Below are 12,188 nucleotides of genomic sequence, written 5' to 3' on the forward strand. Positions count from 1 at the left end.
AGCGGCCCATCTTGCGCATCCCCGCGATTGAGCGCAAAACCCCGGCATGAGCGAGATCCTCTGCATCGGCAGCGTCCTCTGGGATATCATCGGCCGGTCGGCCAGTCACATGCGGCAGGGATCCGACGTGCCCGGGCGGATCACCCGGCTGCCGGGCGGCGTTGCCCTTAACATCGCGATGACGCTGGCGCGCTTTGGGCTGCGTCCGGTGCTGCTGAGCGCGGTGGGCCGCGACCGCGAAGGCGACGAACTGGTCGAGGCCTGCCGGGGCCTGGGCATGGAGACGGCGCATCTCTACCGCTCCGACGACCTGCCAACCGACATCTACATGGCGGTTGAGGGCGCCAACGGGCTGATCGCGGCCATCGCCGATGCCCATTCGCTGGAGGCGGCGGGGGACAAGATCCTGCGCCCGCTGACCGAGGGGCCGCTTGGCAGCCTGATCGCGCCCTACGAGGGTATCATCGCGCTGGACGGCAACCTGACGCGGGCGCTGCTCGAGGCCATCGCGCTCAGCCCCGCCTTTGCCGCCGCCGACCTGCGCGTCGCCCCGGCCTCGCCCGGCAAGGCGGAACGGCTGCAGCCGCTGCTGATGGCCGGGCGGGCGACGCTCTACGTCAATCTCGAAGAGGCCGGCATCCTGTGCCAGAGCGACTTCGCCGATACCGAAAGCGCCGCCGCCGGGCTGCTGGCGCGCGGCGCGCGGCGGGTGCTGGTGACCGACGGCGGCCGCGCGGCGACCGAGGCGGATGCCAGCGCGCAGTTCACCCAGGTGCCGCCGAAGGTGCTGGTCACGCGCGTGACCGGGGCGGGCGACACCTTCATGGCGGCGCATATCGCCGCCGAACGGGCCGGCGCGGACCGCGCGGCCAGCTTGAGCGACGCGCTGCGGGCGGCGGCGCGCTATGTGCCCGGGGAGACGCCGTTGTGATTGACCTGTCCTTGTCCGAAGAGGTGCGCGCGGCGCAGGCCGACAACAAGCCGCTGGTCGCGCTGGAAAGCACCATCATCACCCATGGCATGCCCTGGCCCCAGAACGTCGAGGTGGCCCGCAAGGTCGAAGCAGACGTACGCGCCGCCGGGGCGGTTCCGGCGACCATCGCGGTGCTCGAGGGAACGCTGCACATCGGGCTCGAATCCGGCCAGCTGCTGCGGCTGGGACAGGCGCGCGGCGTGGCCAAGCTCAGCCGCGCCGATCTGGCCGCCTGCCTGGCCACCGGCGGCACCGGGTCGACCACGGTGGCGGCGACGATGATCGCCGCGCGCCACGCCGGGATCGAGGTCTTTGCCACCGGCGGCATCGGCGGCGTGCACAAGGGCGCCGAGACGACCTTCGACATCTCGGCCGACCTGCAGGAACTGGCGCAGACGCCGGTGACGGTGGTGGCCGCCGGCGCCAAGGCGATCCTCGACATCCCGAAGACGCTGGAGGTGCTGGAAACGCTGGGCGTGCCGGTCATCGCCTATCATCAGGACGCCTTCCCGGCCTTCTGGTCGGCCTCCTCTCCCCATCGCGCACCGCTGCGGATGAACGCGCCCGAACCGATCGCCCGCGCCCATCGCCTGCGCGGCGCGCTGGGTCTGCCCGGCGGACAGCTGGTGGCCAATCCGATCCCCGAAGCCGACGAAATTCCGGCCGAGGAACTGGCCCCGGTGATCGCCCGCGCCCAGGCCGCCGCCGACCGGCAGGGCATCAGCGGCAAGGCGCTGACCCCCTTCCTGCTGAGCGCCATCTTCGAGGCGACAGAGGGGCGGTCGCTGACCGCGAATATCGCCCTGGTGCGCAACAACGCCCGGCTGGCGGCCAGAATCGCGGCGGCGCTGAAAAATCTCGACGCGGAGGCCGCCTCCGGCGCGCAGGGGCCATTGTGATAACTGCCCGGAATGCCTAGGTTTCGGTGCGACCTTGGCCCCGGGACACGATGAACACGCCTTTCGAAAAAGATACGCACCCCCGCAAGACCGGTCTTTTCGCCGGTCTGCGCGCCTCCTTCCTGACCGGACTGGTCGTGATCGCCCCGGTCGGACTGACGGTCTGGCTGGTCTGGGCCGTCGCCGGATGGATCGACGGAGTCGTCCTGCCGCTGATCCCCTATACTTTCCGGCCCGAGCATTACATCGGCATCAACCTGCGCGGTGTCGGCGTCATCTTCTTCTTCTTCTTCACCATCATCATCGGCTGGGTGGCCAAGGGCCTGCTGGGCCGGTCGCTGATCCGCTTTGCCGAAAGCCTGGTCGACCGGATGCCGGTGGTGCGCTCGATCTACAACGGGATCAAGCAGATCTCGGTAACCGTCTTCTCCCAGGGCGAACGGAGCTTCGAGAAGGCCTGCCTGGTGCAATACCCGCGCAAGGGCATCTGGGCGATCGGCTTCATCTCGGTGCCGGCCAAGGGCGAGATCTCGGCCCGCGCGGAGACCGGGGGCCGGCTGATCGGCGTCTTCATCCCGACCACGCCGAACCCCACCTCGGGCTTCCTGCTCTATTTCCCCGAAGAGGACGTCATCGAACTGGAAATGACGCTCGAGGATGCGGCGAAACTGGTGATCTCGGCCGGGCTGGTCTATCCGAACGGGCGCGACGGGTCCAAGCCGCCCATTCTCTGAGCCGTCGACAGGGGGGCTGTCTGCCCCCCTTGACCCCCCGAAGGTATTTTCGAACCAGAGAAGACCAGGGGCCAGAGATCACCCTCCGCCGGCGCGAAGCCGGCGAAGGGCTTCTCCGGTTGCGGTCATCGGCGCCTCCGCCTGTACCGCGCCGCCAGACTGCGCGCAGACTGGTTAAGAAACCGTTGCTTCTCTGGTTCGAAAATACCTTCGGGGGGGGCCGCCCGGAACGGGCGGCGGGGGGCAGACAGCCCCCCTGCCCGCTCCTCGCGCGGGCACCGGCCAGAGGTCAGCCCTTTTCTGCCTTTTTCTCCCAGCGCCCCGATTCCTCGGACCAGTATTGCGCCGCGCAGCCCGCCTCGGTGAGCGCCTTCCACTGGGCGCGGGCGCGGTTCAGCGCCGCCTTGTCGTTGCCGTCGAAGAGGATGCAGACGCGCTCCATCCGCGCCACCTCCTCGGGGGCCACATCGGCGCCATCCACCGCCATCAGGCAGGCGGGATCGTTGCCCGCCGCGCCGGTGGTCAGCAGGATCGGCTGCGCCCTGTCATGCGGGCCACCGGCAAGTCCGTGTGGCAGGAAGGCGTCCTCGGGGCCAAGCCAGAGCCTGTCGTCGAGCCAGGCCATCCGTGCCGGCTCGCGCCCGCGCACGGCGATGCGCCAGCCCGCCTCGCGCGCCTTGGTCAGCAGCAGCGGCAGGGTCTGCTCCAGCGGGTTGCGGGTCAGGTGATAAAAGAAGGCGGCGCCCAGGGCTCTCAGTCCTTCTCGCAGGTGTCGGCGATCAGCCGGTTCAGCGCGGCGACGCCCCAGCCCGTGGCGCCCTTGGGGGCATAATCGGTGTCGGACTTGACCGAGGCCATGCCCGCGATGTCGAGGTGAATCCAGGGCATCCCCTCCTGCACGAACTTCTGCAGGAAGGTCGCCGCCGTCGCGCTGCCCGCCGGGCGGCCGCCGCTGTTCTTGATGTCGGCGATGCGCGACTTGATCTGATCGTTGTAGGCGCCGCCGGTCGGCATCCGCCAGGCGCCTTCGCCTTCGGCCTTCGCCGCCTTGAGGAAGCTGTCGCAGAAGGCGTCGTCATTCGAGAAGACGCCGGCGTATTCATGCCCGAGACCGATGATGATCGCGCCGGTCAGGGTGGCGAGGTCGATCAGGCCGGATGGCTTGAACCGCTCCTGCGCGTACCACATGACATCGCACAGGACGAGGCGGCCCTCGGCGTCGGTATTGACCACCTCGACGGTATCGCCCTTCATCGAGCGGATGACGTCGCCGGGCCGGGTGGCATTGCCCGAGGGCATGTTCTCAACCAGGCCGACAAGGCCGACGACATTGGCGCGGGCCTTGCGCAGTGCCAGCGTGCGCATCACCCCGGCGACGACGCCCGCGCCGCCCATGTCCATCGTCATGTCCTCCATGCCGGCGGCGGGCTTGAGCGAGATGCCGCCGGTGTCGAAGACCACGCCCTTCCCGACCAGCGCCAGCGGTGCCGCGCCTTTTTCGCCGCCGTTCCACTGCATCACCACGACATGCGAGGGGCTGTCCGATCCCTGACCGACACTGAGAAGCGTGCGCATCCCGAGCTTGTCCAGCGCGGCTTCATCCAGCACCTCGATCTCGAGCCCGATGTCCTTCATCCCGGCCAGTCGATTGGCGAATTCCGTCGTGGTCAGCACATTGGCCGGCTCGTTGGTCAGGTCGCGGGTGAAGAAGGCGCCCTCGGCCACCGCCAGCAGCGGCGCGGCGGCGGCCTCGGCCTCGGCGGGCGCATTGCAGCGGATCACCGTTTCGGCGGGGGCCTTGCCGACATCATCGCCCGTCTTGTGCGCATCGAAGCGATAGTCGCGCAGGGCGATGCCGAGGGCGAGGTTCGCCACGGCACGCAGGTTGCCCGCCATCACCGTCAGCGGCTTGCCCGCCTTCAGGCGGCCAAGCGCGGCGCCGGCCTTGCGCGCCTCGATCGGCGCGGCATTGCGCGGCAGGATCAGCAGGTCGAGCGTATCGGCCGCAAGGCCGCCCGGCAGCTCCAGCGAGATCACCTGGCCCGTTTTCGCCTTGGCGAAACGGTCGGTCGCAACCAGACGCGCCAGAGCGCCCCGGGTCAGCCGGTTGACGCGCCGCGCCGCAGTGTCGAGCTTGCCATCCGGCGGCAGAACCAGCGCGAGGCGCCCTTCGGTCGCGGCGATGGCGTCTGGATCGGTCTGATCGAAACGGATCGGGGTCGTCAGGGTCATGCAATACTCCTTTTGACTTGCCCAAGAGGTAGCCCGCCCTGTCCGGGTTGACCAGATATCAGTTTTCCCTGCCGTCCGATTGCTTTAGGATCATCTCCAAGAGAGCAACCGAAACAGGCGCCGGGGATCAACGTGTCACGCTACGACAGATACGTGCTGTCGCAATTGCTGCTGTTCTTCGGGTTCTTCGCGCTGGTTCTTGTCGCGGTGTTCTGGATCAATCGCGCGGTGGTGCTGTTCGATCGGCTGATCGGCGACGGTCAGTCGGCGCTGGTCTTTCTCGAATTCACTGCCCTGACCCTGCCCAACCTGATCCGCATGGTGCTGCCCATGGCGGCCTTTGCCGCCTCGGTCTATGTGACCAACCGGCTGAACACGGAAAGCGAGCTGACCGTGATGCAGGCCATCGGGTCGGGGCCGTTCCGGCTGGCGCGGCCGGTGCTGGTGTTCGGGCTGGTCGCCGCCGCCATGATGAGCGTTCTGACCCATCTGTTGATGCCCGCCGCGACCAGCCAGCTGGCGCTGCGCGAACAGGAGGTGTCGCGCAACGTGACCGCGCGGCTGCTGTCCGAGGGCAGTTTCCTGCATCCGGCGCCGGGCGTAACCTTCTTCGTGCGCCAGATCGACCGCGACGGCACGCTGAACGACGTGTTCCTGTCGGACCGGCGCAGCAAGGGGCAGAATGCGACCTTCACCGCCGCGCGGGCGTTTCTGGTGCGCGATGGCGACGGGGCCAACCTGATCATGGTCGACGGCATGGCGCAGCGCCTCGACGTGGCGACAAACACGCTCTCGACCACGCTTTTCGCCGATTTCTCGTATGACATCACCGCCTTGATGAAGACGAATACCCTGAGCACCCGCGACGTGCGCGAGGTCTCGACCGTCGAGCTGTTCACCCAGCGCGACGCCCTGATCCAGACCGAGAACTTCAAGGCCGGCGAACTCGCCGAAGAGCTTCACCTGCGTTTCGCACGCGCCCTGACCTGCATCTGGGTCGCGCTGATCGGCTTTTCCTCTCTGATGCTCGGGGGTTTCTCGCGCTTCGGGGTCTGGCGGCAGGTGCTGATCGCCTTCGTGCTGCTGATCGCGCTGGAAGCCCTGCGCGGGGTGGTGGACGGGCCGGTGCTGGAGACTCCGGGCGCCTGGCCGCTGATCTATCTGCCAACCGCGGTGGGACTGGCGATTTCGGCCGTGTTCCTGCGGTTTGCCGGGCGGCCGTTCCCGCGACTGGTCCGGCCCCGTGCGGCGGAGAACCCGGCATGATCCTGGACGGCTATTTCGCGCGGCGGTTCCTGCAAAGCTTTCTGATGATCCTCGCGGTCTTCATGACGCTGATCATGCTGATCGACCTGATCGAGCAACTGCGCCGGTTCGAGGGCGCGGGGCTGGGTCTGGGGCAGCTGGCCACGCTGATGCTGCTGAATGCGCCGGGCGCGATCAAGGACATCCTGCCGCTGTTGATGATCCTCAGCACCATCGTGCTGTTCGTCAGCCTCGCCCGCAGCAGCGAACTGGTGGTGACGCGCGCCATCGGACGCTCGGGCATCCGCGCGCTGGCCGGGCCCTGCCTGGTGGCGCTGGTGATCGGCGTGCTGGCGGTGACGACGCTGAACCCGATCGCCGCGGCAACGTCGAACCGTTATCAACAGCTCTCCGACAGCTATCGCACTGGTGGCCCGGCGGTCCTGTCCCTGACGGGCGAAGGCCTGTGGATGCGTCAGGGCGGGATGCAGGGGCAGGCGGTGATCCATGCGACGGGCTACAACGGCGTCGAGCCGGTGACGCTGTTCGACGTGACAATCCTGAGCTATGCGCCCAACGGCGGCCCGACCCAGCGGATCAGCGCCGAGACCGCACGGCTGGAACCGGGCGAATGGCTGCTGGGCAAGGTCAAGGTCTGGCCCCTGTCCACCGGCGCGAATCCCGAAGCGGCGTCGCGCGAGCTCGACACCCTGCGGCTGCCCACGACGATGACCCAGGACCGCATCCGCGAGAGCATCGGCCAGCCCAACGGCATCTCGATCTATGACCTGCCCGGAACCATCCGGGCACTGCGGCAGGCAGGATTCGCCACCCGCAAGCACGAGGTCTGGTACATGGTCGAACTGGCGCGGCCCCTGTTCCTGCTGTCCATGGTGCTGGTCGGCGCGGCCTTCACCATGCGGCACACCCGCTTTGGCGGGACCGGCATCGCGGTGCTGAGCGCGATCCTGCTTGGTTTCGCGCTTTATTTCGTCCGAAATTTCGCGCAGATACTGGGAGAGAACGGGCAGATCCCGGTGATCCTGGCGGCCTGGGGGCCGCCGGTCTCGGCGCTCTTCCTGGCCCTTGGTCTGTTGCTGCATGCGGAGGACGGATGAACCTGATTGCCCGCCTTCTCGTGATCATGGCGCTGGCCCTGCCCTTTGACGTCGAGGCGCAGGAGTCTGGCGCAGACGACAAGGGTCCGGCCGTGCTGGTCGCGGACCGGGTCTTCATCACGTCTGACCGCGTGCTCGTGGCCGAGGGCAATGTGGAGGCTTTCCAGGGCGATATCCGGCTGCGGGCGGACAAGATCACCTTTGACCGGACCGAGGGCAAGCTGACGGTCCAGGGACCGATCCGCATCGACCAGGGCGGTTCGATGGTCGTTCTGGCGGACTTCGCCGAACTGGACGAGGGCCTGCAGAACGGGCTTCTGACCGGCGCGCGCATGGTGCTGGACCAGCAGCTGCAACTCGCCTCGCTTCAGATGGCGCGGGTAAACGGACGCTACACCCAGCTCTACAAGACCGCCGTGACCTCCTGCCATGTCTGCGGCGACGGGCGGCCGCCGCTCTGGCAGATCCGCGCGCGCACGATCACCCATGACCAGGAAGAACGGCAGCTTTACTTCGAGGACGCCCAGTTCCTGATCCTCGGCACGCCGGTGATGTATTTTCCGGGGATGCGCCTGCCCGATCCGACGCTGGAGCGGGCGAGCGGCTTTCTCATTCCCAAGATCCGCTCGACCTCGAACCTCGGGACCGGGGTGAAGGTCCCCTACTTCTTCCGGCTGGGCGATCACGCCGACCTGACGCTGGCGCCCTATATCTCTTCGGCGACGCGCACGCTGGAATACCGGTATCGGCAGGCCTTCCGCAACGGCCGCATGAGCTTTGAGGGCGCGCACACGCGCGACAACCTGCAACCGGACGACACGCGCGGCTACGTGTTCGGCGCGGCCCAGTTCGATCTGCCGCGCGGGTTCCGTCTGGACTTTGCCCTGCAGCTGGCCTCGGACAACTCCTATCTGGTCGACTACGGCTTGCCCGATCTCGACCGCCTGCGCAGCGAAATCGCGATCAGCCGCTACCGTCAGGACAGCGCCTTCCGCACCCGCCTGCTCGATTTCGAAAGCCTGCGCGACGCCGATGACGAATCGCTGCTGCCGACGGTGGTGGTCGAAGCCACCTATGAACGGCGCTTCTTCCCCAGGCTCGTCGGCGGAGAACTGCGTGCCGGCCTGATGCTGCACACCCATCAGCGGTCCTCGGATCTCGACGTGCTCGGCCGCGACGTGCGGCGGGCGACGGCGGATCTGTCCTGGCAGCGGCACTGGCTCATGGACAACGGCCTGCGCACCGACTGGGAAATCGGCATCTCCGCCGATGCCTTCCGGATCCGGCAGGACAGCACCGCGCCCGCCCAGACAACCCGGATCACGCCGCGCAGCGCGCTGACCTTCAGCTATCCGATGACGATGACCACCGGCGGCGGGACGGTGCATTACGTGGAGCCCATCGTGCAACTGGGCTGGACCCACGTCAGCGGCGCGGTGCCGCCGAACGACGAAAGCACCTTTGTGGAGCTCGACCAGGGCAACCTGCTGTCGCTGTCCCGCTTTCCGGCGCCGGACCGGCGCGAATCCGGCCGCACGCTGGCCTATGGGCTGAACTGGGCGGCCTATGCCGCCAACGGCTGGCAGGCCAGCGCGACCGTTGGCCGGGTCAAGCGCGCCAACGCAGAGCCGGATTTCACCCGCACCTCGGGCATGTCTGGCACGACCTCGGATGTGCTGGTCGCCGGGCAGCTGCGCTATTCCGACAAGCTGTCCCTGACCGCGCGCACCCTGCTCGACAACGCCTTCAGCCTCTCCAAGGCCGAGGTGCGCGGCGACTGGACCTCGCCCAAGGCGCAACTGGCCGGCTCCTACCTGTGGCTGGGTCCGGACGCCGCCGAGGGCCGCCCGCAGGCGTTGTCCGAAGTCTGGTTCAACGGCGGTTATCAGGTCGCGACCGGCTGGACCGCCAATGCCAGCCTGCGCTACGACATCTCGGACCAGCGGGCGACGCGCGCGGGTCTGGGCTTTGTCTATCGCAACGAATGCGTAACGGTCGACCTCGGGCTCAACCGGCGCTATACCTCGTCGACAAGTATTGAGCCGTCCACCGATATCGGCTTTACCATCTCGCTCAGCGGGTTCTCGGTGGACGCGGAACCGAACAAGTACAGGCGATCATGCAGTTGAACGTTACCCTCTTCACCCGAACCCTGGCGGCGGCTGCCCTCACGGTGGGCCTGACCGCCACGGCCTTTGCGCAGGGGATGTTCTCTCCCGCGATCAAGGTGAATGACGATGTGATCACTCATTACGAGCTGGAGCAGCGCATCCAGTTCCTGACCCTTCTGCGCGCGCCCGGCGACCCGGTCGAGCTGGCCCGCAAGGCCCTGATCGACGAACGGCTGAGGATGCAGGCCGTGCGCGAGACGGACATCGAGGTGACCGACGAACAGATCAAGGCCGGGATCGAGGAATTCGCGCAGCGCACGCAGCTCAGCGCCGACGATTTTATTCGGGCGCTTGGCCAGGGCGGCGTCCAGCTGGAAACGCTGCGCGACTTCGTGCGCACCGGGCTGGCCTGGCGCGAATTCTCGGGACGGACGTTCCTGGAACAGGCGCGGCCCAGCCGCATGGATATCGACCGCGCAATGGCGAAGGACACCGAAAGCAATGGCGTCAGCGTGCTTCTGTCCGAAGTGATCATCCCGATCACGCCCGAGACGCTGGAAGATGCCGAGGCGCTTGCCCAGGAAATTGCGTCGATCCGTACCTACGAAGGCTTTGCCGCGGCGGCGCGGCAGTATTCCGCCTCGGATACGCGCGATGTCGGCGGGCGGCTGAACTGGCTGCCGCTGAACAACCTGCCGCCGCCGCTGCGCCCGGTGATCCTGGCGCTGAAGCCGGGTGAAGTGAGCGCGCCGATTCCGCTGCCCAACGCCATCGCAGTTTTCCAGATGCGCGGCATTCAGGAAATCGTTGGCCCGGCGCCGCGCTATGCGTCGATCGACTATGCAATGTATTACATCGCCGGCGGTCGTTCGCCCGAAGCGCTGGCCGCCGCGCAGGCGCTGAAGGCGCGGGTCGACCGTTGCGACGACCTCTATGGCATCGCCAAGGGCCAGTCCCACGAGGTGCTGGAGCGCGTGACCCAGGCGCCGGGCGCGATCCCGCGCGACGTGGCACTGGAGCTTGCGCATCTGGATGACGGCGAGGTCTCTACTAGCCTGACGCGCAACAACGGTCAGACGCTGGTCTTCCTGATGATGTGCGGGCGCACGGCTCTGCCGAATGAAGGCGTGTCGCGCGATGACATCGCGAACCGGCTGACCCAGGAACGGGTGGCGCAATTCGCCGAGGCCTTCATCGAGAAAAAGCGCAACGAAGCCCGAATCGTCGATCAATGACCCTGCCCGTCGCGCTAAGCTGCGGCGAACCGGCCGGCATCGGCCCGGAAATAGCGCTGCGCGCCTGGGACGTGCTAAGCGACAGCTGTCCGTTCTTCTGGATCGGCGATCCGCGGCATCTTCCCGCCGGGATACCGTTCCGCGAGATCGACGCGCCGGGCGACGCCGCGGCGGTTAGCGCGACCGCGATGCCGGTCCTGCGCCATCCCTTCGCCGCCCCGACGGTGCCCGGCCAGCCCGATCCGGCCAATGCGGCGGGCGTGATCTCGGCCATCGAACGCGCAGTGGCACTGGTGGCGGCGGGCGAGGCCTCGGCCGTCTGCACCGCGCCGATCCACAAGAAGGCGCTGATCGACGGCGCGGGATTTGCCTACCCGGGCCATACCGAGTTTCTCGCCGCCCTGGCCGGCGTCGAGCGGGTGGTGATGATGCTGGCCGGCGAGCAGCTGCGCACCGTGCCGGCGACGATCCACATCCCGCTTTCCCGGGTGCCCGAGGAACTGACGCCCGCGCTGCTGCGCGAGACCATCGCCATCACGGAGGCCGGGCTGCGCGCCCGGTTCGGCATCGCCAGCCCGCGCATCGCGGTGGCCGGGCTCAATCCGCACGCGGGCGAAGGCGGCAAGATGGGCCGAGAGGAACTGGACTGGATCGCGCCCCTGATCGCCGAAATGGCGGCGCAGGGCTTCGGCGTCTTCGGGCCCCTGCCCGCCGACACCATGTTCCACCCTGCGGCGCGGGCGCGGTATGACGCGGCGGTCTGCATGTATCACGATCAGGCGCTGATCCCGATCAAGACCCTGGAATTCGACTCGGGCGTCAATGTCACCCTCGGCCTGCCCTTCGTGCGCACCTCGCCCGACCACGGCACCGCCTTCGACATCGCCGGCAAGGGGTTGGCCAGCCCGGCCAGCCTGATCGCCGCACTGCGGATGGCGCGCGACATGGGCGCGCGCTGACCGCGGCACCGGTCGATTTCCGCCGGTCGGAAATTCGGCCGGCGACGCGCCCGGAGGCAACGGGTAATATCCTGCGATGAGGTCTCTTATCCGCTTGTCTTTCTCCGGCCTCGCCGGAGTCCTGGCCCTTCTCAGCCCGGCAGCCGCGCCTGCGCAGGACGCTGCGGTCGTTGACTTTGCCCGCATGGTTCTGTCCGACTTGCAAGACCGCTCTTTCGCCGACAACCGCGAATACTGCGGACGCATCGGTGTGGCCGAGGACGGGACTCTGGTGGCCTCTCGCCCGCGCCGCGGGCGCCGGGATGGCTGCCGCCCGACCCAGTTGCCGCGCGGCACCCGGCCGCTCGCCAGCTATCATACCCATGCCGCCTTCGATCCCGCCGCCGACAGCGAGCTGCCCTCACCCCAGGATCTCGACAGCGACATGTCCGAGGGGATCGATGGCTTTGTCGCGACGCCGGGCGGGCGGTTGTGGTTCAACGACTCGGTGCTGGGCGAGACGCGGCTGATCTGCGGGCCCTACTGCCTGCCGACCGACCCGACCTTCGCCGATGGTGTCTGGGGCTACCCCGACTCGCGCTACGCGCTCGACGAGCTGGCCGCCCGTCTCATGCCCGGTGCAAATGTGCCGCGCAGACTGGCAGCAAATCGCTGAACATGTGAAATGATGCACAGCGACCCC

At 67.8% G+C, this 12,188-nt stretch carries 11 protein-coding genes; 9 read left to right on the forward strand and 2 right to left on the reverse strand.

The genetic code is table 11. The features are described 5' to 3' along the window. Positions 1-46: 46 nt before the first annotated feature. The 3 genes from ACFO5X_RS06870 to ACFO5X_RS06880 are packed head-to-tail and all read left to right on the forward strand — an operon-like array spanning position 47 to position 2,606. Positions 47-931, forward strand: coding sequence for a PfkB family carbohydrate kinase (locus ACFO5X_RS06870; RefSeq protein ID WP_380716543.1), 885 nt, complete (start codon positions 47-49; stop codon positions 929-931). Beyond that, a complete protein-coding gene (locus ACFO5X_RS06875) occupies positions 928-1,872 on the forward strand; it encodes a pseudouridine-5'-phosphate glycosidase (protein ID WP_380716544.1) in 945 nt (314 codons plus the stop codon). Before ACFO5X_RS06870 ends, ACFO5X_RS06875 begins: the two co-directional genes overlap by 4 nt. A gap of 50 nt (positions 1,873-1,922) precedes the next feature. Beyond that, positions 1,923-2,606: a DUF502 domain-containing protein gene (locus ACFO5X_RS06880; protein ID WP_380716545.1), complete on the forward strand. Its 684-nt coding sequence runs from the start codon at positions 1,923-1,925 to the stop codon at positions 2,604-2,606. Positions 2,607-2,895: 289 nt separating this feature from the next. Here the strand turns inward: ACFO5X_RS06880 and ACFO5X_RS06885 are convergent, their stop codons facing one another. Continuing rightward, positions 2,896-3,354, reverse strand: a complete 459-nt coding sequence (locus ACFO5X_RS06885) for a DNA polymerase III subunit chi (protein ID WP_380716622.1) — start codon at positions 3,352-3,354, stop codon at positions 2,896-2,898. Positions 3,355-3,359: 5 nt separating this feature from the next. Next, complete coding sequence (locus ACFO5X_RS06890; protein ID WP_380716546.1) at positions 3,360-4,838, reverse strand: leucyl aminopeptidase; 1,479 nt, start codon at positions 4,836-4,838, stop codon at positions 3,360-3,362. A gap of 132 nt (positions 4,839-4,970) precedes the next feature. Between ACFO5X_RS06890 and lptF the strand changes: the two genes are divergently transcribed. From lptF to ACFO5X_RS06920, 6 genes are all read left to right on the forward strand, one after another. Next, positions 4,971-6,104 carry an LPS export ABC transporter permease LptF gene (gene lptF / locus ACFO5X_RS06895; RefSeq protein ID WP_380716547.1) on the forward strand — a complete coding sequence of 378 codons (1,134 nt, stop codon included), beginning with the start codon at positions 4,971-4,973 and terminating at the stop codon, positions 6,102-6,104. Further along, positions 6,101-7,201: an LPS export ABC transporter permease LptG gene (gene lptG, locus ACFO5X_RS06900; protein WP_380716548.1), complete on the forward strand. Its 1,101-nt coding sequence runs from the start codon at positions 6,101-6,103 to the stop codon at positions 7,199-7,201. The genes lptF and lptG overlap by 4 nt, the downstream gene beginning before the upstream one ends. Next, positions 7,198-9,330 (forward strand): LPS-assembly protein LptD, encoded by a 2,133-nt coding sequence (locus tag ACFO5X_RS06905; protein WP_380716549.1) that lies wholly within the window; start codon positions 7,198-7,200, stop codon positions 9,328-9,330. The genes lptG and ACFO5X_RS06905 overlap by 4 nt, the downstream gene beginning before the upstream one ends. After that, the gene (locus ACFO5X_RS06910) at positions 9,321-10,547 is read left to right on the forward strand and encodes a peptidylprolyl isomerase (RefSeq protein WP_380716550.1); all 1,227 of its coding nucleotides are present in this window, start codon (positions 9,321-9,323) and stop codon (positions 10,545-10,547) included. The genes ACFO5X_RS06905 and ACFO5X_RS06910 overlap by 10 nt, the downstream gene beginning before the upstream one ends. Then, on the forward strand, positions 10,544-11,506 hold the full coding sequence (gene pdxA / locus ACFO5X_RS06915) for a 4-hydroxythreonine-4-phosphate dehydrogenase PdxA (protein WP_380716551.1): 963 nt from the start codon (positions 10,544-10,546) through the stop codon (positions 11,504-11,506). Before ACFO5X_RS06910 ends, pdxA begins: the two co-directional genes overlap by 4 nt. 184 nt (positions 11,507-11,690) lie before the next feature. Then, positions 11,691-12,161: a DUF4329 domain-containing protein gene (locus ACFO5X_RS06920; protein WP_380716552.1), complete on the forward strand. Its 471-nt coding sequence runs from the start codon at positions 11,691-11,693 to the stop codon at positions 12,159-12,161. The last annotated feature ends 27 nt before the right edge of the window (positions 12,162-12,188 follow it).

The organism is Seohaeicola nanhaiensis (assembly GCF_042654245.1).
GTDB lineage: Bacteria > Pseudomonadota > Alphaproteobacteria > Rhodobacterales > Rhodobacteraceae > Seohaeicola_A > Seohaeicola_A nanhaiensis.